Source organism: Skermanella aerolata KACC 11604, assembly GCF_000936425.1.
Classification (GTDB): Bacteria; Pseudomonadota; Alphaproteobacteria; order Azospirillales; family Azospirillaceae; genus Skermanella; species Skermanella aerolata.
Genome location: NZ_AVFK01000011.1, coordinates 135567 through 161890 on the forward strand (window position 1 = coordinate 135567; position 26324 = coordinate 161890).

Genomic DNA, 26324 nt, shown 5'->3' on the forward strand with positions numbered 1-26324 from the left:
GAGACATTGGAATGAGCGTCGTGCTGCTGGGCTGGTCGGTGTTCCTGGCCCAGATCCTTCTTGGTCTGGCCATGGCCTGCGCCACCTACCGGCTGCTGCGCGGACCGCGCGCCCAGGACAGGGTGCTCGGCCTCGATACCCTTTACGTCAACGCCACGATGCTGCTGCTGACCTTCGGCATGCGGAGCGGCAGCACGCTGTATTTCGAAGCGGCGCTGATCATCGCGCTGCTGGGGTTCGTCGCGACGGCGGCGATGGCGAAGTTCCTGATGCGTGGAGAGGTGATCGAATGACTTACGCCGCCGACCTTCCGGTCTGGGCAGCCGTGCCGACGGCCTTCCTGCTCCTTCTCGGGGCGGCGCTGGCGCTGATCGGCTCGTTCGGGCTGCTGCGGCTCGGCAGCTTTTACGACCGCATCCACGCCCCGACCCTGGGCACGACCATGGGGATCGGCTGCGTCCTGGCCGCCTCCATGCTGTTCTTCTCCGTGCTGGAAACGCGTCTGGTGCTGCACGAACTGCTGATCGGCGTGCTGATGGTGGTCACCACGCCCGTCACGCTGATGCTGCTGGCCCGCGCCGCCCTGTACCGCGACCGCACCGAAGGCAGCGACGACGTGCCGCCGCCGCCTCTGCCTCCCGTCAAGGACCGGGATGTGCGCGACTGACCGAAGCGGTCCGAAGCTAAGCCGTCATTTGGCCAAGCTGGCGCCGATGTCGCCGGCCAGGTCGCGGAGCGCCAGGCTTAGCGCCGCCGCGATCTGGTCGGGGTCGAGCGGCGTCGCCATCGGGTTGCGGACGACGGTCCGTCCGAAGCGCAGGGGCCGGCTGTCCGAGTCGAGTATCCGCCACCGGGCTTCGAGAACGGCTTGCCCGGCCTCTTCCGCGTCGAACCGGTCGATGTCGACCTCAACCGTGTTGCTCGGCGTCAGCTCCATGCGGATCGGCATCTGGAGCACTTCGGCGCCTTCCACCGTGGCATTCAGGTTCCGCAGCAGGGTCTGGTTGATCATCAGTTCGAGCGTGCCGCCCCAGCGGTCGTATTCCAGGGCGGTCAGGCGGTTGCCCGTCGTCCGCACGACGATCTCGGGCCGGCGCAGGTGGTCGGGGACCGCCACGCCCTCCAGCCCGATCACCCGGCCGGGCTTGGCGGCCACGGCTGGCGGCCTGGGGGGAGCGGCGGTCAGGGTGTAGAGCCGGCTCGGCTCCGATCCGGCACAGCCGGAGACCAGCAGCAGGACGGCAAGCGAACTCATCAGTCGATTACGGTATCTCATCATCGTTTGCCTTGGATCAGGGCCTCGGGATGGCGTTCCAGATAGTCGGCGAAGACCCGGATCGACCGGGCGGCCGTCGCCAGCTCCCTTATCAGGCCGGTCATGTCCTGGACCACCGGCTGCGCCGAACCGACGACCCTGTTGGTCGACTTCAGGGTGGCTTCGGCTTCGGTGCCGATCGCGGCGACGCTCTCCGATGCCTCGCGCAGGGCGCGGATCATCGGACCCGCCTCGCCGCTGACCGTCCGCATGGTCCGGTCGAGTTCGACCAGGGTGCTGCTGAGCGATGCGACGGCCTGGGTGGTGGCGGGACCCCCGAGCAGGACTCCGGCGGAATGGACCGCCGCGCGCAGTTCCTCGACCGTTTCGCCGATGGGGGCCTTGGACAGCGAGTCCATCAGCCCGGTCAGCGACCGGGTGGCGGTATCCAGCACGTTGGGTTCCGCCGGAAGCTCGGGCAGCGGGCCGGAGGTGTCGAGGGTGGCGGGCGGCGATGCCGGGAAAAGGTCCAGCGCCACCACCAGTTCGCCGGTCAGGATGTTACCGGTCTGGACCTGGGCGCGCAGTCCACGCCTCACCAACGCGTCCACTCTGTCATAGTCGGCGGACGCCGCCGACGGATCGGACGGGGTCGGAGCGGAATCGATCCGTTCCGGCTCGATCTCCAGCGTAACGGGGATGCGCACGCTGTTGCTCGCCTGATCCCACGCCAGCTTCACGTCGGTCACCTGACCGATGCGGATGCCCTTGAACTCGACCGGCGATCCCGGCCGCAATCCCCGCACCGAGCCGTCGAAATGGACGAGGAACGGCAGCTTGCGGGTATAGCGCGCCGCCTCGACGCTGCGCTGGTTTTCGAACAGGGGGTATGTCGATCCCTCGGCGGCGGGATCGTTGGGGTTCTCGATTCCGGGCGTGTCGAAGGCGACACCGCCGGTTGCCAGGGTCTGCAACGATTCGATCGACAGGGCCGGCCCGTCCGGGCCGTAGGAAAACTCGATGCCGCTTGTGTTCCAGAAGCGGCTGTTGGGCCGGACCAGCCTGTCATAGGGCGCATGCACGAAGACCGGAATGTGGAGCTCTCCCCAGTCCTGGGTGAACTCGTAGCCGAGAACCTCGCCGACCTGGATGCCGGCATAGTAGATCGGCACGCCGGGCGCCAGGCCGCCCAGGCGGCTGGAGGTCAGCAGGAAGCGCCGGCCGGGCGTATTGGTCTGGACGAGCGGCGGGTCCTCAAGGCCCTTGAAGCTGGTTTCCGCATCGCCGGCTCCCGGATCGATCCCGATATAGGAGCCGGAAACGATCGTGGTCAGGCCGGATATCCCGCCGGTGCCCAGCCTCGGCTTGACGACCCAGAAGCGGCTGCCCTGGGTCAGGTAGGGCGAGGCCTGCTTGACCATGCGGGCGGTCACCAGGACATGCGTAAGGTCTTCGGAAACGGTGACGTTCTCGACGGTTCCGACATCGACGGCCTTGTACTTGACCTTCGTCTTGCCGGCTTCGATCCCTTCCGCCGTTTCGAACGTGATCGTCACGAGCGGTCCCCGGTCGCTTGCCGTGCGCCAGATCAGCCAGCCGCCGACCAGGGCCGCCACGATGGGCACGATCCAGATGGTGGGCAGGGTGCGCCGTCGGCGCACGGGCTCCGCAGCCGGGGTGACCTTGGTATCATCCCGGTTCTTGTTATCCACGGTTCAACTCTCCCTTCGGATGGCGGCGTCCCACATCAGGCGGGGGTCGAAGGCATGCGACGCCTGCATGGTCACGACGACCACCATGGCGAAGGCGACCGCGCCGAGCTCCGCCTGGACCGTGGCGATGGCACCCAGCTGGACCAGCGCCGTCAGCAGGGAGATCATGAAGATATCGACCATCGACCAGCGGCCGATCCCCTCGATCAGGCGGTACAGGCGCGTCCTCTCCTTCAGGCGCACGGTCGAGCGGCGCCGGACCGACAGCAGCAGGTAACCAAGCCCGGCCAGTTTCAGCACCGGCACCGCGATGCTTGCGAAGAAGACCAGCAGCGCGATCGGGAGCATGCCCGCCGCGATCAGGGTCTCGACCCCGGAGAGGATCGTGTCCGGCTCGCCCGAGCCGAAATACACGACCGTCATGATCGGCAGCAGATTGGCCGGAACGTACAGGATCGCCGCTGCCACCGCCAGGGAGGCGGTGCGGTGGAAGCTGTCGGGTTTCCGCCGGTGCAGTGCGGCACCGCATCTCGGGCATGGCCCGTGCCCGCTCTCCGTCAGCTGGGCGCAGGCGTGGCAGCGGACCAGCCGCTCGGGTGCCGCACCCGTCATGCCGCCGGCCCTGATCTGCGGCGAGAGGCGGTCCCAGACGTCGAGCGGGTCCAGCACCGCCTCCGCCCAGGTCATCGTCACCATCAAGCCGACAAGGGCGAACAGCGACGGGCCGATCTCGACCGTGGCGATGTCCGACAGCTTCACATAGGCGACGATCAGGCCCAGCAGGAAGACCTCTACCATCGCCCAGGGCCTGAGATGGTCGAGCAACCGGAAAACGCGCGCGGTCGCCGGCGCCGGGCGGCCCGCCAGCAGGGGCAGCACGACATAGAGCGTCGCCAGGATCTTCAGCAGCGGCGCCGCCAGGACGGTGAAGAAGACCAGCACCGCCAGGATCGGATATCCCACGTTCCATAGGGCTTCGGCACTGCTCAGGATGCCGCCGGGCTGCTCCCGCCCTTCCAGCTCGAAGATCAAGAGCGGGAACATCGTCGCAACCGCCAGCAGGATCAGCGCCGCCGAGGACAGGGCGGCGGTGGCATGCAGGCCATAGGCATGCTTGGTGTAAAGCGACGCGCCGCACCGCGAACACGCCACTTTCTCACCGACCGACATGTCGGGCAGCGCGTGAAGCAAGCCGCAGTCGGGGCAGGCCATGAGCGGCCGTCCCGGCAGGACTGCGTGTGAGTGTGTCGGCATCAGGATCGTCCCGTCTTCGGTGCGCGATCATGCTGGAATGAAAGCTCCCGCATAACTCCTAAGTGGGACTTAGGGTTCCGTATATGCCGTGTGTCATTCGCGGTTTCCGAGGCATGCTCGGCATCCGAGACCATGGGGTCGGCCAATCGAGATCGTTGGGGCAGGGTGGATTCCACATCGGCGCGGTTGCAGTCAAGGAGGCTTGCCGGGGAATATGGCACAGAACGAAGCGGCAGGCTAAAGGCCAATCCGTGTTCGTCGTTTGTCGGCCGTACGGCGCGGGAAAGTTTCAAGTGAAGTGGGCTTGCCGCCAAGTATGGCATCAGGAGAGAAGGTTCTTGCGCTCGGACGCCCTCAACAATCGCATCGCAATCATCGAGACGGCAAGCTCTCTCCTCAGGGCGACCGGATCGATACCCCTTCTCGACGAGGTCGCCGAGCATGCGGGCATTTCGCGTACGACCTTCTTCCGGCATTTTCCGGATCGCGGCTCCATGCTCGAAGCGATGCTGGAACGTTCGATCGATAAGCTGGAAGCCGCCGTGACAGGCATGGAGCAGTCCGATACCGCCCTGTTCGACCTGCTGGCCCTGTTGTGCGAGGGAGCCAGCACCGAGCTGGCTTTCGTCAATTACTGTTGGGACAGCTCGCAGCGCGACGAAAAGGCCGGCGCCTTCCTGAACCGGGCGCTGGCCCGGGCCTGTTCCATCCTGGAAAGCCCCATCCGGCGCGCCGTTCAGGCCGGCTTGTGCCGGCCCGACCTGACGCCGCGCGATATCGTTCTTGCCGCCCCCATGCTCAGCGGCGCCTTGCGGGGCCGGACGGCGGAAGAGCGCGAGATCCTGGTCGCCCGCGTCATCAGCCTGCTCACCGAAGGGATCAGGAAGCGGTGAGGTCGGGAACAGTGACCCGGCCTGTGCTTTCTGGCATATTCCGTCGCAAGAAAAGAACCGGCAAAAGGTTGGGGGGAAAAAGCAATGCTCAGTGAAAATCATGCCCATGGAGCGTCGGACCTGCTGTTTCACCATTGGCAGGATGGCCGCCGCATGACGGCGCTGCCGCAACGGATGCGGCCGTCCACGCGTGCCGAAGGCTATGCGATACAGGCCCTTCTGGAACACAGGACCGACGAGCCCCTATACGGCTGGAAGATCGCCGCTACCAGTCTGGCGGGGCAGGCCCATATCGGCGTGGACGGTCCGATGGCGGGCCGGCTGCTGAGGGAGAAGGCGTTCGGCGACGGTGCCCATCTTTCGCTGGCGGGCAACGCGATGCGGGTGGCGGAGCCGGAATTTGCCTTCCGCATGGCGCGCGATCTCGTGCCCCGCTCGACCGCTTACGGCGTGGACGAGGTACTGGATGCGGTCGAAAGCCTGCATCCCGCGATCGAAGTGCCGGACTCCCGTTTCGACGATTTCGTCCACGCCGGCGAGGCGCAGCTTCTTGCCGACAATGCCTGTGCCCATCTCTTCGTGCTCGGGCATGCCGCCGGGGTGCCCTGGCGCTCGCTGGATCTTGCCCATTATCCGGTGGAGGCCACGGTCAACGGCGGAACTCCCCTGACCGGCAGCGGCGAAAACGTGCTCGGAGATCCCAGGGTCGCACTGGCATGGCTTGCCAACGAACTGTCGGTGCTGGGCATCGTGCTGAAGGCCGGACAGGTCGTGACCACCGGGACCTGCATGACGCCGATCCCTCTGGTTCCCGGTGACGAGGTCGAGGCTGATTTCGGGCCTCTCGGGCGGGTAACGGTCCGGTTCACCGAGTAAGGTCCTGTCCCATGGCCGAACCCGCTGCCGGACGCGATCGCCGTCCGGCAGCGGGTTCGTTCCGTACCGGCTACTTGATCGGGAAGCCGTTGATGTTGCGGGCCATGTCGAAGAGGTTGCCGGTGTTGGCGGGGCAGCGGTTGGCCGGATAGCCCGCGGCTCCGGTTGCGTTCAGCACCCGCAGGCGGTCGGCCAGCCGGCCGTCCTTCTTGACCGTATCGGCCTTGTGACCGTCCGGGATCAGCAGTTCCGGATGGTCGAAGGGTGCCCGCGAGCAGCGGACCCGCTCGTCGGTCAGCGACTGCATGAAGGCCACCAGGGCATCCTGCTCGCCCGCCGTCAGGCCGAGCTGCGTGATGTCGGGGGATTTGGTCGGGCTGCTGAAGTCGCCGCCTCGGTTATAGAACGACATGACCTGCTGAAGGGTGGCCTGCCCGCCGTTGTGGAAGTAGGGCGGCGTCAGCGCGATGTTGCGCAGTGTCGGGGTCTTGAAGGCTCCGTTCACGGCCAGCCGCTCGTCGCGCAGGTTGATCCCGGACGGAACGGCGCCGCCGCTGCATCCGACCGTTTCCTGACCCGGGAACGGCACGTCGAAGGAGCAGGGATCGACCAGGAAGGAGTCGGCCTTCCGGCCCAGGACCCACTGCTTCGAGAAGGACAGCGGTGCGCCCCACGGATCGGTACCGCCGACGCCCAGGTCCTCCTGAACCGGCCGGACGCCGATGTTGTAGAACCCGTTGTCGTAGAGCGACGTCTTGCCGTCGCCCATGGCCATGCGCTCGACCAGCTTGGGCTGCTTGCCGTCATGGGAGACATGGGCCGCCTTGGAGAACAGCGGGCCGTCGTGGCAGGCGATGCACTTGCCCTTGCCCTCGAACAGCTCCTTGCCGCGTTTCTGAAGCGCGGTCAGCTGTCCACGGTCGAACGGGCTGTCGTCGGAAATCAGGGTTGCCTCGTACAGCATGACCGAGAGGCCGAAGAACAGCGGGAAATTCAGTTCCATCTGGGTATAGCCGGCCGGGTCGTTCGCTAGGCCGACCGATCCATCCGCGTCGGTGACGAACTTGTAGCGGCCGGGCGCCGCCCAGAAGCGCTTGGCGAAGCTTTGCCGGATCATGTCCGCATAGGTGTACTTCAAGCCGATCCGGGATGCGCTGACGATGTCGCCGATCGGGCTGCCGACCCCGAAGAGGCTGTCTTCCACATGCACGGCCTGAAGCTTGAGCGCCTGCTGTGCCATCATCTTGCGGCCGATATCGGCGAAGGCGCGGCTGGTACAGGACATCTCGAAGTCGCTGAGCAGCGGCCCCACGGCCTGCGATGCCGTGCTGGCGTTGTCGAGACGGACGTTCTGCAAGGCCACGCTGCCGTCGGGCTTCAGGACCAGGAGCCGCGCCGCCGGATCGTTGCGGATGTCGCGGCGGCCGAAGACGCCGACGCCGCTGAACAGGTTGTTGGCCCGGCCGTCCCAGAAGTTGCGGTGATAGAACACGGAGTTGATGACGCTGGGCGTATTGCGCGGCTCGACCTTGCGGGTTCCATGGCCGGCGATGTTGAACACCTCGTCGGTGGTCATCTTGCAGCGGTCGGTGTTGGTCGCCCTCGGCCGCTGCTTCGGACGCTCGATGGTGCCGATATAGTCGCCGGCATAGGTCCCCGGCGATGCCGAAACGTCGTTGGTATCGAAGAGAACCTGGCTCTTGGCGTTGTTCGGGTTCAGCAGCTTGCGGAACGGGAAGTCTTCCGGCTTGAGCGTGATGTTCGGGCCGGCGGGCTGACCCGACGCCATCAGGCCGGTGCCGGCGCTGGAACCGAACGTCTTGTCGCCAGCATTCAGGCCGGGGTTCAGCTGGTTGGTGACGCGCGGATCGGCGCCGGCGCGGAAATGACAGCTTGCACAGGCGACCGTGTCGCTGCCGAGCTGCTGATCCCAGAACAGCGCCTTGCCGGCGGCCTGCGCCCAGGACTTGTTCTTGATGATCCCGGTAAGGTCGGGCAGGGGCGGCGCCTTGCCCTTGAGGGATTCCAGCGGACGCTCGTCGGGCTCGGCGGCGTCGATGACCTCGTCTTCGGGTTCGGTCTCTTCGATGTCGTCGATGATCTCGATCTCGCCGGCTCCCAAATCGGTGGGCGCCGTTTGTGCTGCCGAAGGGATCGACCACAGGGCGATCATGGCGGTAGCTGCGAGGAGCTTGGCCGAACTTGAAAACGCCCGGTGAACCAGTGCATTACCCATGAGAAGAATTCCTTGTTGAACAGTCATCGGGCGCGCGGCGTCGCTGCGTCCCCGGAGGTCAGCCGTCCTGGATCAGGTCGGACAGGCGCTTGGCAAGTTGCTCGGGCGTCAGGCTCGGATAGATGTAGCGGACCACCTGGCCATTCCTGTTCAGCAGGTAGATGTGGGTCGTGTGCGCCATCGCCATGTTGTGCAGCCGCGTCGCATCGTCGGAGGCCGACCGGATCAGGATCCGCTTGCCGGGCGCCGCGTCGGTGCCGGCAACGGCGGCCTGCGTCCGTGGGACCGGCGCTTGCTCGTGCTCCGGCGGGGCGGCTGGGGTTGCATGGCCACCGTGACCGCCGTGGCCGCCGTGCGATTCCTCGGATGCCGAGGCACCCGCGCTTTCCTGCTGGTGGCCTTCCTTGGCCACCTGGTTCTGAGCTACGTAATCACGGCGCACCCGGTACCGGGCGGCGACGTCGTAGATCTCTTTGCGGGTTCCGGACAATCCGATCAGGCGCGGATGCTGTTTGGCGACGAAGGCCGCAAGCTGCTCCGGACCGTCGTTACGGTCGTCGACGCTGACCATGGCGATGTTGACCTGATCGGCTTTATCGCCCAGCAGGTCGGCCGCCATGCCTAGTTTTGTGCCGATGATCGGGCAGATATCGCCGCACTGCGTATAGCCGAAATAGAAGGCGGTCGCCTTGCCCTTGAAATCCTCCAGCGTGACCTTCCGTCCGGTGTGGTCGGTCAGGCTGAAGTCGCCGCCCAGCGTGCCCGGCTCGGGCCATCCTCCGTGGGCGCCGTATCCGGATCCGTGACCGCCTTCCGGCTTTTCAGCGGGAACGCCTTCGCCGTGTCCTTCGTGTCCCGATGCCGCGATCGACGGCATGGCCGATCCGCAGAGCAGAAGGCCGGACAAGGCAGCGGCCCGCGCGATGGAATGCAGGTGAGTTTTCTTGTGCATGACCGGCAGCCTTCGTCAGGTGGCGATGATCTTGGCGACGGCCTGGCCGTCGAAATGCTTCTTGTTCGTGATCCAGTGGTGGAAGTTGCCGGTGATCCTGTAGTCCCCGCGCGGGATCTTCGGGATCCAGAGCGCGTAACGCTGCGCTACGGCGACTTCCAGCCTCGTGCCCTTCGGGAGCAGCTTCGGCTTCGCGAAGGCGCCCTTCGCGACGTTCGTCCTCAAGGGACGGCCATCGACCTCAACGATCCAGGCGTCGACGTCCAGCGTGACGTGAAGCCGGCTGTAGGACGCGTTGGCGAGGCGCACCAGGACGTTCTTGCCGGCCGTGGTCGTCGTCGTCGTTCGCCGGTCGATCTGGGTAAGGCCGTTATGGACGCCGTTGATCAGGAAGTAGCGCGGATCGAACTTGTCGAGCCCGACGTCGTCGCCGCACATGCCGGCATTGTGATCCAGCTTGTGCCACACCGGATCGACGTCGTCGAAGACCAGTATGGATTCCGCCGCATAGGGAGCGCCGACGGTTATGCCCGGCGCTTCGGTGGTCGAGGCGCGGTCGTAGGGGTCGTACAGGTACTTGGGATTGCCGCTGTCCGGGCTGGCCGTGACGGGATCGACGATCAGCACCCCGTACATGCCCATCTCGAAGTGAAGGACGGTGTTCTTGTGGCAGTGGTAAAGGTAGGTGCCGGCCTGATGGGCGCACCATTGGTAGGTATAGCTGCTCTTGACTTCGAAGGAGGTGTGACCGACCCCGTCGTTCATTGGGGTGGGTTCGATGCCGTGCCAGTGGATCGTGTGGGCGCCCTTGGTCGGCTTGAACTCACAATGGAATATCTGGCCCTGCTTGACCCTGATGATCTTCGACGGCCAGGGGGAATCGCTGCCGGAAACGTTGGGATCCTTGAAGCCCCAGAACTGCAGCTGCGACCCGTCCTTCATGTCGACGTTCCAGTCGGCCACCTGCCGCTGGAAGAAGACCTGCCGCGTCGTCCGGTCGGGAGTGGCGGGGTCGTTCTCGAAGGGATGGCAGCCGAAGGTGTCGTATTCCAGCGGATCTGAGATCGGCCTGTAAATCGTCGTCATGGTCAGCATCTCCAGGGCACGCAGGGCTCAGCGTCTCGTTGCCGGCGTGGCCCATTGCGTCGTCGTCTCGGTGAAATGCCGGGAGGCCCCCATTCCGGCGCCAGCCTCCCCGCGGCAAGGCTTCAGCTGGTCGCCAGCGGCCCGTCTATGTGCCAGTCGGTCACCAGCCCCATCGGGTACGAACCGCCGGCGGAGGTCTGGGAAATCTCGTTGTGGCAGTGCATGGGGTAGCGCAGCGGATACTTCTCCTGGGACATTCTCCAGGGGGCAGGCGGTATGTCCGGCGGTGCGGTGAACGGCAGCAGGACATCCTTGACCATCATCGGCGGCATCAGCCAGACGTCGTGCTCGAACAGGTCCTGCTGATAGACGGGCACGCCGTTGGCGTTGCTCTGGGTCAGCACGAAGACATGGTTGCCGTGGATATGCGGCGAGTGGGTCGCCAAGCCGGCGTTCATGGTACGCAGCAGCGCCGGCTCACCCGTGTTGCCGGTGGGGCAGGTCGCCTTGTCGTGCGCGGAGTCCAGGCCGCACAGGCCGTTGATCGTGAAGTAACGGGGATGGAACTGTTCCTGGAAATCCGACGCCGAGAAGTTTTCACCGGCGGCGACCCGGCGGCACAGCACGGGATCGATCTGGTTGAATATCCAGATGTATTCCCGGCCGGCCTGCCAAGCCTTGCCGGGAAACCGGGCCGGCTTGCCGCCGATCGCCGCTTCTCCCAAGGCGCCGAATAGCGACTTGATCGAGGCGGACGATGCGGGAGCGTAAGGCATCGGCTTCTTCTTGGCGGCGCCGTCCGCAAATCCGTTCTTCGGCTCGACGATGAGCGCCCCGTGCAATCCCAGCACGCGGTTGATCGGCATGTTGTCGCCGTCGACGTAGAAGTAGGTTCCGGGCTTCGTCGCGACGAATTCGATCCTGGCCTTGTCTTCTCCATCGCCGTCGCTTGGGTCGAGGCCGGAGGCGGAGGCATTGTCCTGGCCGAGGATCTGAAACCCATGGCTCCTGGAGCTGGAGTTCCGTATGTCGATCCGGACCGTGTCGCCCTGCTTCACCCGCAAGATGGGACCAGGTATCGTGGGTGTCTTGCCGGCATGGGCGAAGGCGTACATCGGGACGACGCTGCCGTCGATCAGTTCCACGTCGACATCGACGATCTCCAAGTCGAAATCGGCTTCTTCGCCGGTGGGGGCGTCGGCGGGATCGGTCGTCTGTGCCGCGGAGAAAGAGGGAAAGGAGGTCGATACCGCGGTGAAGGCTGCAAATGCGCCTCCATATCGCAAGAATTCACGCCTTCGCATGGTACGGAACTCCTATTGTTCATAACGTCAAGCGTGAGCAATCAGGGAATCCTTCCGGTGGACACCCATGCGTCAGCCGATCGAGTTGGCAGTGATTGCTTTATTTACGGGAAGTGCTTGTCGAGGTAGGCGGTATATAGAAAAGAAAATGCATGCTGAAAGTTCGCTAATACAATTCGAGTGATCAATAAAAGACGATCACTGAAAGTAACAGCATGTTAATATCTACAGAATTTGGGGGGTTATGTTTGGCGGGCTTGCTGTGTTTGGTCTCCTTGGTAATTTCATGACAGGGACGTAGCGGAAAATGAAAAATTCCCAAATTTGTCGGTATTAATACTAAGAGATAGGAGTGGCAGAAGGGAGTCGATGTTTTTTGCTGCGATTTGGCGCCATTGGAGGCAACCGGGCGCAGGCGTGCCTGCGCTGTATAGCGTTTCCGTTCAGATCAAAGCGGTAAAGTTCCACAGGAAATGCAGGCTGCATAGATGAGTTGTGGTATGTCCGACACGGCGGGCGAGTTCCGCGCGGGCACGGTAGAGGCGGCTCATCAGCGTGCCGATCGGTATGCGAAGATGTCCCGCGGCTTCCTGGTAGCTCTGCCCCTCGACGCAGACCAGCATGAGAGCGGTCCTCTGATCTTCCGAAAGATTGGCGATTTCCAAACGGACCTTCGCCAATGTGGTCCGGGCGATCACCGTTCGCTCGGTGTCCTCGGCCGCAACGTGCTGGTCATTTTCCAAAGGCGACGACAAGCGTCCCCGCGCGCTGCGCTTTTCATCTATCCAGAGGTTTCTGATGATGCTGCGCATCCATCCCGCCGGCTCTTCGATGGCGGCAATGGAGTCCTGGTGCATGAGTGCGCGTTCGAAGGCCCGTTGTACGAGATCGTCCGCGGCATCGACCGATCTGGTGAGCGACCGCGCGAACCTGTGAAGCTCGGGTATCAGCTTGGTGAGGGTATGTAAGTCATCCTGCAAGGCCAGCGCGCTCATCTGAGGTCCCGTTGATATGCGACATAAAATTTTGCTGCCGCTGGATGTTTCAAACACCCAAACTATCATCGAGTATCGGCCTTCAGATCAACTTGAAAAAAATGCGTATAACTTTTTGGTTTTGTTTTAAATGAAACTAATGTCGAACGTATATAGCTATAGGCTGAATTGCCCAGCAAATCATGAAAAATGGTCTTGAAGATCTTGGATTGGTTCTTTGTGAGGATGGGTTGAACAATGACGACTATTAGTAACCTGCTTCGACGTGTTCATAGACGATGGACTTGTTCGTGAAGGGATCTTCGTCAAGGACTCGGATAGTCGGCGAATTGGAACCGTATCGAATGCGGAGGCGTGAAAATCTGTTCAACCCCCAGTGGAACCGTCTGATCCTTGGCGACGTGCGCAGCCTGCGCCGCCAAGCGCAGGATGATGTGACTCTCGGGATCAATGTCGGTCCCGGCGGCGGACGATGCTAGAAATATTGTAAGCTTGATTGGTCAGTAACGTCGGATATTGGGCTGAAGAGGCCTGACGTTGTTTTCGATTCCGAACGAGCCTTTCCGTCCGCGCGTATCGTGGCGGCATGAAGAAGCTGGTCGGGCTCGGAGTCAACTTATCGATGGATGTGCGCGACGTGGACCTGTGGGAAGCCAAGGGGACATAAGAAAAGGGGGCTCGCAAGCCCCCTTCTCCTTTCCCGAGCGGATCGCTTACCGGGCATCCACGGCCATCCGGACCTGCACGAATCGTTGAAGCGGTTGCGCCTCGTTATCGACCGGGGGTGGCTGCACCGCAGCGGTCGGCTGGTAGCGGATGAGCACGGTGGCCGGGCAGGCGGTGACCGTGTTATCGATCAGATCGGCGCGGATTTGGAAGGTGCCGTAGCGGGCATCGCCGGGATCGACCAGGGGATTGACCGTGGGAATGCCGTACGGAACATAGCCCCGTCCGGCCACGGTCTGACCGATAGAGAGCGACCCGGCAATGTTGACGGGGTGGCCGACGCCGCCCCGAATTTCCCACTCCAGGCCCCGCCCGGCACCCCGGTTGCGGCACTGGGCGCGGAACGCGCCGACAGCGAGCGGCTGATACCCGGCCGACCCATTGCCCTCGATCAGGAAGGCGTAGAACTTGCCGTCATCACCGAACCAGCCTTCGGCGGCGGCTTCGGTGTCCTTCATCAGCTTGTCCGGAGGAATGTCGATGAAGGAGGCGTTCTTGACACCCTTACCGGGGAAACAGGGGTTCCAAATCTCCGTAGCGCCATCCATCGGGGGCGGGAACTGCTCGCCGCGCTTCTTGCCGATTACGATGATCTCGGTACCGTCGATCTCCAGCTTACCGTTCACTGTTTCCCCGTTAACGACCGGAACACTGGTGACCTGACCGAGCAGGACGTTTTCGGCCGGTTCGAAGAACGCGGTCTCGGCGTTGACGTAACCGCCGCCGAGCGAGGTGCCGGTGACGATTGCCGTGCCGCCGAACATCGATCCTCCGGCCGGGCGCTTGGCGAAGCCGGGGATTTTGGCGTTGTTGCAGGTGGTCAGGGTGGGGAGCGAGATATCTTCCCTGGTCGGGGTCGAGATCGAGGTGTTGTCGCTCATGACGACCTTGGTGTTGAACACCTTCAGGTGATGGGTCGGATCGCCGGGCACGGTGCCTGCGATACCGGCGGGAACCAGTTCCGACACCTTGCCTTCGACTTCGGAGACGATCTGGGCGAGAGCGGGGGACGAGAGGGAGGCAGCCGCCACGGTGGCGAGCATCAAGGCGCGCAGTTTCATACCAAAAAACTCCTGGCAATCAGTCGGTACAATTAGACCGGGATCGAGACGGCGGTGGTTCAGCGCGGAATGGGCATGCAGCCCTTGTTGCCGAGACGCTTGCTGCTGCGGACTATATTGAGCACAGGAGCCTCGACCGCGCCGCCGCTCATGGCATTGTAATACGTGTTCAGGTCGCTGTGCACCATGCGGGCGACCGTCAGAAGGCGCTGTTCCGACTTCAGCCGGTGCTGGTCGCCTTTTGTCATGTAGCCCAACTTCGGGCGATGAACTTCGCCCTGGTAGGTGGTGCAGGTCTTGTCTATCATCTTGCGCTGACTGACATCCTGTGCAGCGTGTGCCGGGATCGTCGTCCATAAGGCAAGAACAGCGAGAGCCGGTCCGAAAATTCGTAGCATCACGTAGCCTCCCAACCCCGTTACAGCATTTCTGGAGACCTGACGGCCGTTAGCGAAGCTTATTCCTAGAACATGAAAAAAATTTAAAGGCTACCTCTTTGGTAAAAAAATGAATTACTTTAGTCATGGAGCGGTCTGGCTAATCTCCACAGTCGGTAGCAAATCGCTGCTCTACTATGGCAGCCAGTGGCAGTTCAAGGTCGAGACGATTGAGCTGAATGAAGAGGTGCAAAAGGTCAGGTATTGGGAGGTGATAAAGTCCGTAGGCATGGCATCGGTCCGATATCGTGATTCTGACGAGAAACTGGACGTTTGTGCATGAACGACAGCGCCCTTGGTGGCAGTGCGGGCTCCAGGCAAGCTTTCCGGCGCAACAATTCTGGTAAACCCGACATTCTAGGCACTTACAGATCAGAGAAGGCGCCGGTCGGAACCCATGACAACCTTGATCCCGCAACGGACGGCCGAGCAGCGCCATCTTCGTGAAATCATTGCCGGGCTGACTGAAGGCGTCATCCTCGTATCGCCCGACCGTTCGATCGTCTGGGCCAACGACGCCGCTCTGGCCATGCATGGAGTTGAACGGATCGAGGATCTCGGCTCCACGGTTGACGACTACCAGCGGCGCTTCGAATTGCGCTACCGTAACAATCACAAGGTGACCGGAGAAGACCACCCCATGAACCGCACCTTGTCGGGTGAAACCCTCGCCGATGTCGTGGTGGAGGTCATTCCCAAGGGCATGGTCGAACCCCAGTGGATCCACCGCATCCGCAGCCTGATCCTGTCGGATGCGTCGGACCAGCCCGAGTTCCTGGTCCTGGTACTACACGATGCGACGGAACGGTTCGAGGCGGAAGAGCGGTTCGAGACGACCTTCCGCGCCAACCCGGCGCCGGCGATCATCACCCGCATTTCGGATCTTCGGTACGTCAAGGTGAACACCGGCTTCCTGGAGATGACCGGCTATACCCGCGAAGACGTGATCGGCCGTTCCGTCTACGAGATCGATATCCTCGACCGTGCCGAAAAGAAGGAACAGGCCATCGAACGCCTCAACGAATGGCGAACGATCCCGCAGATGGAAGCGGTCCTCAAGGGACCGGACGGTGCCGCCAAACCGGTCGTCGTCGCCGGGCAGCCGATCGAGATCGGCGACGAGCGGTGCATGCTGTTCACGTTCATGGATCTGGAACCGCGCAAGAAGGCGGAGGACGCCCTGCGCCAGAGCGAGGAGCGGTTTTCCAAGGCGTTCCGGCTGGCGCCGGTGCCGACCATGATCAGCGCGCTCGACAGTTTCCAGATCCTGGACGTCAACGACGCCTTCGTCGCCGCCACGGGCTATACGGCCGAGCAGGTGGTTGCCCGCACCGCGCCGGAGATCGGGTTATGGGCATCGGCCGATCTCCGGGCGAAGTTCGAGCATGAACTTCGGCAGACCGGTACGGTGCGAAGCTTCGAGAGCCAGCTGTGCACCCGGGAGGGGGCCACGCTCGACTGCATCGTCTCCGCCGACACCGTCACCATCCAGGGCAGGGCCTGCATACTCAGCGCCATGCAGGACATCACGGCGCGGAAACGGTCGGAGACGGAGCTGATCGAGGCGATCGAGGCCGTCATGCAGGACACTTCCTGGTTCAGCCGGACGGTCATCGACAAGCTGGCCAACCTGCGCAACCCGAACCGTTCCCACACCTCGTCCCATATCGCCGATTTGACGGCACGTGAACGAGACGTGCTGGCGCTGATCTGCAAGGGGCTCGCCGACAAGGAAATCGCCGGGCGTCTCGATCTGTCCAACAGCACGGTCAGAAACTGCGTTTCCTCGATCTACCGGAAGATCGATGTCAAGCGCCGCAGCGCCGCGGTGATCTGGGCCCATGAGCACGGCTTCACGGCCGACGGTGCGCTTCCTGAACAGCCCGACCGGCGGAGCTGAAGGTACAAAAGTACCGTCTCGAGCGGTACATCTGCACCGTTACAATGAGGAATCCCGGTTCCCATGTCCTGTTTGGCCCAGAGCCGGTGCCGATTTCCTTCGGTTCGGCGGGGCCGCTTACACGTTCGGGTATCAACGATGCCCGATACATAATCAATCACCGATCGGGAGAGAACGATGGATAAGGATCGCATCGGCGGCGCCGCCAAGCAGGTAAAGGGTTCGGTCAAGGAAGCGGTCGGCAAGCTGACCGGCGATACGGCGACGCAGGCGGAGGGAGCGGCGGAAAAAGCCGCCGGCAAGACCCAGAGCACGGTCGGCAACGTCAAGGACAAGGCTCGGGACGCGCTTAAGTAAGAACACCGACAGGGTGCCGGCGAGGACGTCAGGTCCTCGCCGGACGCTGGGCGATCCCGATGACGCGCCGAACCCGATAGCAGGATCCCGATAGCAGGATATTGACAAGCAAGATATGTCCGAGAAATCCAGGACCGAACTTGAAGTCGCCCTTGCGGAAGCGACCCATCGCGCGAGGAACGATCTTCAGGCGGTTTCCGCCATGCTGAGGCTTCAGGCGACCGTGTCCACCGATCCGGCCGTGAAGTCGGCACTGATTGTCGCCGAGAACCGTGTCCAGGCCCTTGCCAGCTTGAATTCACGCTTGGATCAATGGGCAGGCGGTACTGAAACCGTCATCGACAGCAGGCAGTTCCTGGAAGGTTTGTCCGCGGACATACAGGCGACCTACTTCGATCAAAGGCCGATCACGATCCAACTCCGGGTTGAGCGGCACCCGATTCCGCTGGAGCATGCCCGGCCGCTCGGCCTCGTCATCAACGAGCTGGTCGTGAATGCCGTGAAGTACGCCTTTCCGGACGGTGCCGCCGGAACGATCTCCATCGTCTTCGGCAGCACGGACCGCGAGGCTCTCCTGATCGTCGAGGATGACGGCATAGGTTTCGACCCCGGTCAGCCGCCTCGCGGGTCCGGCTTGGGCCGGTTCATGATCGATGCGCTCGTCGCCCAGATCGGCGGCTGGATTGCAACGGAGCGGAGCGAGCCCGGCGGGACGAGATGCACGATTGGCTGGCCGGGGATGGCGGAGCCGCTTCTGGTATGAAGCAATCCGAGATAGAAATTGCCAAAGCAGAACTTACTCATGATTCATGAACGCACAAATTTCATAAAGCCGGGATCTGCCAAGCATGTCGCGTCCGGGAGACAGGGTATGGAGCGGACGGATGGCTGAACATGACGACCATGAGGAGGCAAGCGACCGTTCGTCCGAAGCTGAACGGGGCGCTGGCGCGCGCCCGCCGGCGGAGGATGTGCAAGGCGAGGGAGACCAGCAGAGCCGGGGCGTACCGGCCGCCGGCATGCCGGATAACAGCTCCTTCAGCCCGACGGGATCGCCCGGCATCCATCACTGGAAAGAGGGGACCATCAGCCAGGCGGGGCTGGACCAGCGGGGCAACGTCTTCTTCGCCGCGATCGAGATGACCCGCATGCCGATGATCCTGACCGACCCCAACCTGCCCGACAACCCGATCGTCTTCGCCAACCGGGCCTTCCAGGACCTGACGGGATATGAGGAAGCCGAAATCGTCGGGCGCAATTGCCGGTTCCTGCAAGGCGCCAACACGGACCGCGAGACGGTCGGTGAAATACGCGCGACCGTTGCGGCCAGGAGCGCCCTCCAGACCGAGATCCTGAACTACAAGCGTGACGGAACGCCTTTCTGGAACGCCCTTTACCTGGGGCCGGTGTTCGACCGCGAGGGGAAACTTCTCTACTTCTTCGCCAGCCAGCTCGACATAACCAAGCGCCGCACGTCGGAGGCGGCCTTCCGTCAGGCTCAGAAGATGGAGGCGATCGGTCAGTTGACCGCCGGTCTGGCGCATGACTTCAACAATCTGTTGCAGGTGATCACCGGCAATCTGGAATTGCTGGAGCCGCAGGTCCGCGACGAGAAGTCCCGGCGTCTCGTCGAGACGGCCAGCCTTGCCGCCGAACGGGGGTCCAGGCTGACCCGGCAGCTCCTGGCGTTTGCCCGCAAGACGCGGCTCGAGCCGAAAGCCATCAACCTCAACAGCCTGATCATCGAATTCGGCGACATGCTGAACAGCACGGTCGGAGGGAGCGTCGATCTCCGCTTCAACCTCAAGCCGAGGACGCCGCTCTGCTTCATCGATCCGGTCCATCTGGAGATGGCTCTGCTGAACGTCGTCATAAACGCGCGCGACGCCATGCCCGAGGGCGGGACGGTCACGATCACGACCGAGCCGTTGCAGATCGGCGGCGACGCCGACGCCCCGGCACATCATCTGCCTCCCGGCGACTATGCGTCGCTGTCCGTCACCGACCAGGGCAACGGCATGCCGGCCCATGTCGCCGCACGGGCGACCGAACCCTTCTTCACGACGAAGGAGGTCGGCAAGGGGACGGGGCTGGGCCTCGCGATGGTCCACGGCTTCGTCCAGCAGTCCATGGGCAAGCTGGAGATCGACAGCGAACTTGGCAGCGGCACCACGGTCCGCATGCTGTTTCCGGCCGGCAGGCTGGCGAAGGAAAAGACGTTGGAACGACAAGTGCTGCCGGACGCGCGCGACGTACCGAAAGGCGATGGGCCGCTGCCCGCGACGAAGACCGTTCTGGCGGTGGAGGATTCCGAGGACATCCTGATGCTGGCGCGAGAATACCTCACGACGCTGGGTTATTCCGTGCTGACCGCCGGCAACGCCGACGACGCCTTGAAGCTGCTGTCGGACGACGGCATCGACATCGATCTCCTCTTCACCGACCTCATCATGCCGGGAAGCATGAACGGGATGGCTCTTGCCGGGGAAGCCCAGCGGATAAGGCCCGGTCTGCCGGTCCTGTTTACCACGGGATACAACGAGGATCTGGTAACCGACGGCCAGCGGGCGGCCGGAATGGACTTGATCGGCAAGCCTTACCGCCGGACCGAACTTGCCGACCGCATCAATGCCGCCCTGAACCGCCCGAAGCTCCGGGGAGACCGCTCGCAGGGCGGGGGACACAAGGAAGGCTGACACCGTCAACACCGTCAGGCCCGCTGACCCGGACCGGCACGAGGCCCGCACCGTCGAAATCTCTTCATAGTTGACAGATATTTACCATTCTGAAAGAAATATTTCAGATCAGGATGGAGCACGATCATGGGTTTGCGGCTTCGCGACGTGCTGACGAAAGCGGGATTGGCGCTGACGCCGTCGGAAGCCAGGATCGTCCAGGTGCTGCTGTCCGACTATCCGTTTTCCGGCTTCGGAACGGCGACCAGCCTTGCCCGCAAGGCCGGGGTGAGCGACCCGACGGTGACCCGGCTGGTGGCGAAGCTCGGCTTCGACGGCTTCCAGGATTTCCAGGCGAAGCTCCTTGCAGAGGTCGAGGCGCATCTCCACTCCCCCCTGCTGATGATGGAAGCCAAGCGCGCCGGCGTGCCCGAGAGTGCGGCACAGGGCTATCTGGTTTCCGTGACGCGCAATCTCGAACAGACCCAAAGCGCCGTTCCGATCCAGAATTACGACCGAGCGGCAAGCCTGCTGTGGGAAACCAAGGGGCAGGTGGTCCTGCTCGGCGGGCGGTTCAGCCGCAGCTTGGCTGCGATGCTGGCCGGATACTTGATCCAGTTCCGCGTCGGCGTCCGCGATCTGGGCGCGCTGGCGCCGGAGAAGTTCGACGCCCTGGTCGACCTGGGGAAGAAGGACCTGCTCGTCGTCTTCGACTACCGGCGCTACCAGTCCGACGTCGTCAGCTTCGCGACGCAGGCCGCCGCGCGCGGCGTCCGCATCCTGCTGTTCACCGACATCTGGCTGTCGCCGGTCGCAAGCTTCGCCGCCGTCAGCCTGGTGGTCCCGACCGAGGCGGAGTCGCCCTACGACACGCTGGCGCCCGCCGTCGCCCAGATGGAGGCCGTCGTGGCCCACGCCATCAGCCGCTACGGCGATGCCGGCCGCGGCAGGATCGAGGCGATCGAGCATATCCGCAAAGCCAACGCCATCACGCTGACCGAACCCGCAACTCCGTCCGCCGACGGCGAACGGTCCTGACGGATCGGCCGGACCCTTCACCCCCCATTTTTTGAATACCGAGACCCCCGGAGCACCGACATGGCAAAAACCCTACCGCGCCGCGACGCACCCTTCGAACCCGGCAGGACGGCGCTCCTGCTGGTCGACATGCAGCGGATCTGGCTGGAACCGGGTCTCGATCCGGGGCACGCCGATTGGACTGCCGACCATTACTTCTACCGGGAAACGGCGGAGCGCGTGATCCCGAACCAGCGCCGGCTTCTGGAAAGCGCCCGCGCCGCCGGGGTCGAGGTGCTGCATACCATCATCCAGAGCCTGACCGAGGATGGCCGTGACCGCTCGCTCGACCACAAGCTGACGCCGATCCACATCCCGCCCAGCCTGAAGGAGGGCCTGCCGCCGCCGGAACTGGCCCCGGTCGGCGACGAGATCCTGCTGCCCAAAACCTCGTCGGGCGTCTTCAACTCGACCAACATCGACTACCTGCTGAAGAACCTCGGCATCCGGTATCTGGTGGTGGCCGGCATCCTGACCGACCAGTGCGTCGACATGACGGTACGCGACGGCGCCGACCGTGGCTATCTGGTGACCTGCGTGTCCGATGCTTGCGCCTCGCCGACGCCGGAGCGGCATGCGAACGCGCTGAAGGCGTTTGGCGGCTACTGCTGGGTAACCGACACCGCGACCGTTGCCGCCCGTTTCGACGCCTTGGCCCTGGATCGGGGAGCGGCATGATGGGCACTCCCCTGGTCAGCATCGTCACCACCGACCTTGCCGCCATAACGCGCGGACGGCCGGTTCCGGCCGACCGGCTGGACCGGTTCGCCGAAGCGGGCGTCGGCTGGGTCCCGGCCAACCTCTGCCTGACCGCCTTCAACTCGATCTGCGACCCGAACCCCTGGGGATCGACCGGCGACCTGCGGATCGTTCCGGATACTGCCGCCCGCTACACCACGGCGAAGACCGGGTCCGCGACGCCGTTCGACATGGTCATGGGCGACATCGTCGAGTTGGACGGCACGGGCTGGGAGGGCTGCCCGCGCACCCGGCTCAAGGAAGCGCTTGCCGCCCTGAAGCAGGCGACCGGCCTCAGCGTGCTCACGGCGTTCGAGCAGGAGTTCCAGCTTGCCGGCGAGGGGCCGGCGGCGCATGCCTTCTCGTTCGAGGCGCTGCGCCGCGCCGACCCCTTCGCGCCGCGTCTTCATGCCTGCCTGGAGGAAGCCGGCGTCGAACCCGAGATGGTCCTGGCAGAATACGGCGCGCACCAGTTCGAGATCACCCACGCGCCCGCCGACGCGCTGACCGCCGCCGACCGTGCCGTCGCGATCCGGGAAATCACCCGCGAGGTCGCGCGGGAGCTGGGGACGCGCGCCAGCTTCGCCCCCAAGCCCGATCCCGACGGCGTCGGCAACGGCGTCCACATCCATTTCAGCCTGACCGGCCCGGACGGCATGCCGGCTACCTACGATGCCGGCGGTCCCGGCGGCCTGTCGGACGCGGCGGCCGCCTTCTGCGCCGGCATCCTGCGCCATCTTCCCGCCATCACGGCGCTGACCGCCGCCAGCGTGCCGTCATACCTGCGTCTCAAGCCCCATAATTGGAGCTCGTCCTACACTTGGCTGGCGGAGCGCGACCGCGAGGCGACCTTGCGGATCTGCCCAACGGTGTCGATCGGCGGACGGGACCCCGCCAAGCAGTTCAACATCGAGTTCCGGGCAGCCGACGCGACGGCGAACCCCTATCTTGCGCTGGCGGCGATCGTCTTCGCCGGGCTTGCCGGGATCACCGACAAGCTGCCCGCACCTCCTCTGGTCACGGGCGATCCGTCCGTGATGGACGATGCCGAGCGTGCGCGGAACGGGCTGGTCCGCTTGCCGGAAACGCTCGATGCGGCGGTGGCGGCCCTGGAGGCCGACGCGATCGTGCTGAGCTGGTTCACCAAGCCGTTCCTGGACAGCTATGTCGGCGTGAAAAGAGCTGAGATCGCCTTGTTCGAGGGCAAGACGGCCGCCGAGATCTGCGAAACCTATCGGACGCTCTATTGATGGCAAGCCTTGCGGAGGACTGGCCCGAAGCGGTCGAAACGGTCAATCCGTCCGGCTCGTCGGAGATCGTGCTGATCTGCGAGCACGCCTCCAACCATATGCCGGCGGAGTACCGGGGGCTCGGGGTCTCGCCAGCCGACCTGCGGACGCATATCGCCTGGGACGTCGGCGCCGCCGAGGTGGCGCGGGGACTCGCCGAAGTCCTCGACGCGCCGGCTTTCCTGGGCACCTATTCGCGGCTGCTGATCGACCTCAACCGGCCGTTCCGCAGTCCCGCCAGCATTCCCGCGCGGTCGGAGGCGACCGACATTCCCGGCAATCTCGGGCTCAGCGAGGCCGAGATCGAGCGGCGCAGACGGACCATGTTCACGCCCTTCCACGACAAGGTGGCATCGTATCTGGACCGCCGCCGTGCCGCCGGACGCCCGACCCGGATCGTCACGATCCACAGCTTCACGCCGGTCTTCCTCGGCGTGGCGCGGCCCTGGCACGCGGGCATCCTGTTCGACCGGTCGCACGACTTCGCCGAAGCCGTGATCGAGGGGCTGGCGCGCAGCTCCGGCCTCAACGTCGCGGCGAACCAGCCCTATACCGTCGATCGCGAAAGCGACTACGCCATCCCGGTCCACGGTACCGACCGGGACCTGCCGGCGATCCTGGTGGAAATCCGCAACGACCTGATCACGGACGCCAACGGCATCGCCGAATGGGTCGGCCGGCTTGGCCCGGTGCTCCGGTCGTTCCATGCCGGTCAGGGTTAGCAGCGAAAGTGGTATCACCACTGCGATGCAAAAGTATGTGAATCAACAAAATACCCGGATTGCGGAGATCCTGAAAAAAATATTTCATAAGTCAACTATGTGCCTTGGCGACACCACGGAAGACCGAAGAGGGACACAGATGACCGGGATCGTGAAAAGCTTAATCGGAGCTGCTGCGGCAGCCGCTCTCCTGACCGGAGTGTCGGCGAGGGCCGCCGACGACAAGATCGTTATCGGCGGCGCGCTGTCGCTGACCGGCCTTCAGGCGCCGCTCGACACGCCCGGCTTCAAGGGTGCGCAGGTCGCGGTCAAGTACCTGAACGACAACGGCGGGCTGCTCGGCAAGCAGGTCGAGTTCATCAACATCGACGGCAAGTCGGACCCGGTGACCGTCGGCAACGTCGCGGTCGAACTGGTCGATCAGGGCGCCCAGATGATCCTGGCGCCCTGCGACTTCGATTTCGGCAGCCCCGCCAGCCGCGAAGCGCAGGCTGCCGACATCGTCGGTCTTTCGACCTGCGCCTCCGACCCGCTCTACAGTTCGTGGACGCTGGGCGACAAGCAGTTCACGCTGTCGATGTGGAACACCACGATGGGCGCGGTCGCGGCCGATTTCGCCAAGGAAAAGGGCTGGAAGACGGCCTATGTCGTCACCGACCAGTTCATCGCCTATACCAAGTCGCTGTCCAAGTATTTCGTGGCGCAGTTCAAGGCCGATGGCGGCGAGGTCCTGCTCGAGGACACCTACACCAACGGCGACAACAACTTTTCGGCCCAGCTCGCCCGGCTCAAGGCACTCGGCAAGAAGCCCGACGTGATCTTCGTGTCGTCCTACGGCACCGATATCGGCGTCATCATCCGGGCGCTTCGGGAAGTCGGCTACGACGCGCCGGTGCTCGGCGGCGACGCCTACGACGATCCGGCGCTGCATGCCGCCCTCGGCGAGCAGATGGGCAACGACGTCTATTTCGTCACCCATACCTGGATGGGTCCGGAAGCGCATCCCGACATGCCCAAGTTCATCGGGCTCTACAAGCAGATGTTCGGCGAGGACCCCGATACCTCCTTCGTCGCGACGGGCTGGGACAGCGTCATGATGCTGGCCCAGGCGGTCAAGGCGGCCGGTTCGACCGACGGTGCCGATGTGGCCGAGGCGCTGGAGGAGGGCGAGTTCAAGCTTCTCACGGGTGACCTCGACTACGGCACCGCCGAGGAAGGCCATGCGCCGGACAAGGCGGCCGTGCTGCTCGAACTCAAGGGCGGCAAGCCGCAGTTCCTCGGCTGGCGCCGTCCCGAAAGCGTTCCGGCTCCTTGATGACGGGACCTTCCGATAAGGGCGCTTCTCTTCGGGTCGTCGATGTCGCGGTCGAATTCTCCGGGCTCCGGGCTCTGGACGGCGTTTCCCTGACGTTGTCCCCCGGAGAGATCGTCGGGCTGATCGGTCCCAACGGATCGGGCAAGACGACGCTGATCAACGCGATCACCGGTCAGGTCCCGCTCGCCGGCGGCCAAGTCGTCCTGGGCGACCGGCCGCTCTCCGGTCTGGCGCCGCGCGATATCGCCCTGCTGGGTTTGTCGCGCTCCTTCCAGATCGTCCGGCTGTTCAACAACATGACTGTGATCGAGAACGTCGAGGCCGGCGCCCTGGCGCATGGCCACGGTCTCCGCAAGGCGAGGGCCAAGGCGGAAGCGTTGCTGGACGAGTTCGGCCTGAGTGCCCGCGCCGACGATCTCGGCGGCAATCTCAGCTACGGCGACAAGCGGCGGGTCGAGATCGCGCGGGCACTGGCATCCGATCCGGCCTTCCTGATGCTGGACGAGCCCGCCGCCGGCATGAACGAGGCGGAAACCGAAACGCTGCTTCACAAGCTGTCGGCGCTGCCCGCCAGCCGGGGACTGGGGCTCCTGATCATCGACCACGACATGGGCCTGATCATGCGCCTATGCGACCGGCTGCATGTGCTGGCCTTCGGCCGGACCATTGCGGAGGGCAAGGCCGCCGACATCCGGAAAGATCCTGCCGTGATCCAGGCCTATCTCGGCTCCGAAGCCGGTATCGGGGCGGCCCATGCTTGAGCTGACCGACGTAGAGGTCCGCTACGGCGCCATCCGCGCCGTGCGCGGCATCTCTCTAAAGGCTGAGAAGGGCGAGCTGGTGGCGCTGCTCGGCGCCAACGGCGCCGGCAAGACATCGACCCTGATGTGCATCGCCGGCGCCCTGAAGGCGGCAGCCGGGACGATCCGGCTCGACGGCAGGGACGTCACCTCGGCGACGCCGGAAGCGATGGTCCGCAACGGCGTCGCGACGGTGACCGAGACGCGCGATGTCTTCCCGGACCTCACCGTCGCCGAGAACCTGACGCTGGGCAGCTATATCCGCCGCTCCGACCGGGCCGGCGTCGCGGAGGACCGGGAGAAGATGTTCGCCCTGTTCCCCCGGTTGGCCGAACGCTACGGCCAGCCGGCCGGGACGCTGTCCGGCGGCGAGCAGCAGATGCTGGTCATCGCGCGGGCGATCCTGTCTCGGCCCAGGATCCTGCTGCTCGACGAGCCGTCGCTGGGACTGGCGCCCGTCATCGTCGATCAGATCTTCGAGATGATCGGTGTTCTGAAACGCTCCGGCCTGACCATCGTGCTGGTCGAACAGAACGCCGCCAAGGCGCTGGCTGTCGCCGACCGCGCCTATGTCATGCGGCTCGGCCGGATCGCCGCCTCCGGTTCCGCTGCCGAGATCGGCGCCACGACCGACCTCGGCGCACTCTACCTCGGGGGATGAGGA

Annotated in this window: 26 protein-coding genes; 16 read left to right on the plus strand and 10 right to left on the minus strand. The window is 64.2% G+C overall.

What is annotated here, in order from left to right; translation table 11 throughout:
- Positions 1-11: 11 nt before the first annotated feature.
- A complete protein-coding gene (locus N826_RS15575; protein WP_044430322.1) occupies positions 12-293 on the plus strand; it encodes a K+/H+ antiporter subunit F in 282 nt (93 codons plus the stop codon).
- Positions 290-667 (plus strand): monovalent cation/H(+) antiporter subunit G, encoded by a 378-nt coding sequence (gene mnhG, locus N826_RS15580; RefSeq protein WP_044430324.1) that lies wholly within the window; start codon positions 290-292, stop codon positions 665-667. The genes N826_RS15575 and mnhG overlap by 4 nt, the downstream gene beginning before the upstream one ends.
- Before the next feature lie 24 nt (positions 668-691).
- On the opposite strand, the gene N826_RS40045 is transcribed toward mnhG, so the two are convergent.
- From N826_RS40045 to N826_RS15595, 3 genes are read right to left on the minus strand one after another with little or no spacing between them, the layout of a single operon-like run.
- A complete protein-coding gene (locus N826_RS40045) occupies positions 692-1255 on the minus strand; it encodes a PqiC family protein (protein ID WP_052831346.1) in 564 nt (187 codons plus the stop codon).
- A gap of 20 nt (positions 1256-1275) precedes the next feature.
- Positions 1276-2967: a PqiB family protein gene (locus N826_RS15590; RefSeq protein WP_044430326.1), complete on the minus strand. Its 1692-nt coding sequence runs from the start codon at positions 2965-2967 to the stop codon at positions 1276-1278.
- 3 nt (positions 2968-2970) lie between these two features.
- Positions 2971-4221: a paraquat-inducible protein A gene (locus N826_RS15595; RefSeq protein WP_044430329.1), complete on the minus strand. Its 1251-nt coding sequence runs from the start codon at positions 4219-4221 to the stop codon at positions 2971-2973.
- Between the two features lie 338 nt (positions 4222-4559).
- On the opposite strand from N826_RS15595, the gene N826_RS15600 reads away from it, so the two are divergent.
- Entirely contained in the window at positions 4560-5114 is a 555-nt protein-coding gene (locus N826_RS15600) for a TetR/AcrR family transcriptional regulator (protein ID WP_044430332.1), read from the plus strand.
- Positions 5115-5198: 84 nt separating this feature from the next.
- Positions 5199-5990 carry a 2-keto-4-pentenoate hydratase gene (locus N826_RS15605; protein ID WP_044430334.1) on the plus strand — a complete coding sequence of 264 codons (792 nt, stop codon included), beginning with the start codon at positions 5199-5201 and terminating at the stop codon, positions 5988-5990.
- A 70-nt stretch (positions 5991-6060) separates the two neighbouring features.
- Here N826_RS15605 and N826_RS15610 read toward each other — a convergent pair whose 3' ends face one another.
- The 5 genes from N826_RS15610 to N826_RS15630 form a co-directional block, all read right to left on the minus strand.
- On the minus strand, positions 6061-8226 hold the full coding sequence (locus N826_RS15610) for a cytochrome-c peroxidase (RefSeq protein ID WP_052831350.1): 2166 nt from the start codon (positions 8224-8226) through the stop codon (positions 6061-6063).
- 58 nt (positions 8227-8284) lie between these two features.
- Complete coding sequence (locus tag N826_RS40050; protein ID WP_052831352.1) at positions 8285-9178, minus strand: SCO family protein; 894 nt, start codon at positions 9176-9178, stop codon at positions 8285-8287.
- A 15-nt stretch (positions 9179-9193) separates the two neighbouring features.
- A complete protein-coding gene (locus N826_RS40055) occupies positions 9194-10264 on the minus strand; it encodes a multicopper oxidase domain-containing protein (RefSeq protein ID WP_169789357.1) in 1071 nt (356 codons plus the stop codon).
- Between the two features lie 122 nt (positions 10265-10386).
- Complete coding sequence (locus N826_RS15625) at positions 10387-11568, minus strand: multicopper oxidase domain-containing protein (protein ID WP_052831357.1); 1182 nt, start codon at positions 11566-11568, stop codon at positions 10387-10389.
- Positions 11569-12011: 443 nt separating this feature from the next.
- Positions 12012-12563, minus strand: a complete 552-nt coding sequence (locus tag N826_RS15630; RefSeq protein ID WP_044430336.1) for an RNA polymerase sigma factor — start codon at positions 12561-12563, stop codon at positions 12012-12014.
- Positions 12564-12907: 344 nt separating this feature from the next.
- On the opposite strand from N826_RS15630, the gene N826_RS45715 reads away from it, so the two are divergent.
- Entirely contained in the window at positions 12908-13042 is a 135-nt protein-coding gene (locus tag N826_RS45715) for a hypothetical protein (RefSeq protein WP_280178464.1), read from the plus strand.
- A 234-nt stretch (positions 13043-13276) separates the two neighbouring features.
- Here the strand turns inward: N826_RS45715 and N826_RS15635 are convergent, their stop codons facing one another.
- Together N826_RS15635 and N826_RS15640 are read right to left on the minus strand one after the other, a co-directional pair.
- Entirely contained in the window at positions 13277-14350 is a 1074-nt protein-coding gene (locus N826_RS15635) for a hypothetical protein (protein ID WP_044430339.1), read from the minus strand.
- Between the two features lie 59 nt (positions 14351-14409).
- Positions 14410-14748: a hypothetical protein gene (locus N826_RS15640; RefSeq protein WP_147040646.1), complete on the minus strand. Its 339-nt coding sequence runs from the start codon at positions 14746-14748 to the stop codon at positions 14410-14412.
- Between the two features lie 436 nt (positions 14749-15184).
- On the opposite strand from N826_RS15640, the gene N826_RS15650 reads away from it, so the two are divergent.
- The 11 genes from N826_RS15650 (at position 15185) to N826_RS15700 (ending at position 26321) form a co-directional block, all read left to right on the plus strand.
- Positions 15185-16687 (plus strand): helix-turn-helix transcriptional regulator, encoded by a 1503-nt coding sequence (locus N826_RS15650; protein ID WP_044430344.1) that lies wholly within the window; start codon positions 15185-15187, stop codon positions 16685-16687.
- Between the two features lie 177 nt (positions 16688-16864).
- Positions 16865-17044 carry a CsbD family protein gene (locus N826_RS15655; protein WP_044430345.1) on the plus strand — a complete coding sequence of 60 codons (180 nt, stop codon included), beginning with the start codon at positions 16865-16867 and terminating at the stop codon, positions 17042-17044.
- 115 nt (positions 17045-17159) lie between these two features.
- Entirely contained in the window at positions 17160-17807 is a 648-nt protein-coding gene (locus N826_RS15660) for a sensor histidine kinase (RefSeq protein ID WP_044430347.1), read from the plus strand.
- Positions 17808-17928: 121 nt separating this feature from the next.
- Positions 17929-19740: a histidine kinase famiy protein gene (locus N826_RS15665; protein ID WP_084720783.1), complete on the plus strand. Its 1812-nt coding sequence runs from the start codon at positions 17929-17931 to the stop codon at positions 19738-19740.
- A 126-nt stretch (positions 19741-19866) separates the two neighbouring features.
- On the plus strand, positions 19867-20757 hold the full coding sequence (locus tag N826_RS15670) for a MurR/RpiR family transcriptional regulator (protein WP_211099296.1): 891 nt from the start codon (positions 19867-19869) through the stop codon (positions 20755-20757).
- 60 nt (positions 20758-20817) lie between these two features.
- The gene (locus tag N826_RS15675) at positions 20818-21474 is read left to right on the plus strand and encodes a cysteine hydrolase family protein (protein WP_044430349.1); all 657 of its coding nucleotides are present in this window, start codon (positions 20818-20820) and stop codon (positions 21472-21474) included.
- Positions 21471-22784, plus strand: coding sequence for a type I glutamate--ammonia ligase (locus tag N826_RS15680; RefSeq protein ID WP_044430351.1), 1314 nt, complete (start codon positions 21471-21473; stop codon positions 22782-22784). The genes N826_RS15675 and N826_RS15680 overlap by 4 nt, the downstream gene beginning before the upstream one ends.
- Positions 22784-23545, plus strand: a complete 762-nt coding sequence (locus N826_RS15685; RefSeq protein WP_044430352.1) for an N-formylglutamate amidohydrolase — start codon at positions 22784-22786, stop codon at positions 23543-23545. The genes N826_RS15680 and N826_RS15685 overlap by 1 nt, the downstream gene beginning before the upstream one ends.
- A gap of 151 nt (positions 23546-23696) precedes the next feature.
- The gene (locus N826_RS15690) at positions 23697-24860 is read left to right on the plus strand and encodes an ABC transporter substrate-binding protein (RefSeq protein WP_211099297.1); all 1164 of its coding nucleotides are present in this window, start codon (positions 23697-23699) and stop codon (positions 24858-24860) included.
- Entirely contained in the window at positions 24860-25621 is a 762-nt protein-coding gene (locus N826_RS15695; RefSeq protein ID WP_044430356.1) for an ABC transporter ATP-binding protein, read from the plus strand. The genes N826_RS15690 and N826_RS15695 overlap by 1 nt, the downstream gene beginning before the upstream one ends.
- Positions 25614-26321, plus strand: a complete 708-nt coding sequence (locus tag N826_RS15700) for an ABC transporter ATP-binding protein (protein WP_044430357.1) — start codon at positions 25614-25616, stop codon at positions 26319-26321. Before N826_RS15695 ends, N826_RS15700 begins: the two co-directional genes overlap by 8 nt.
- Positions 26322-26324: the final 3 nt, after the last annotated feature.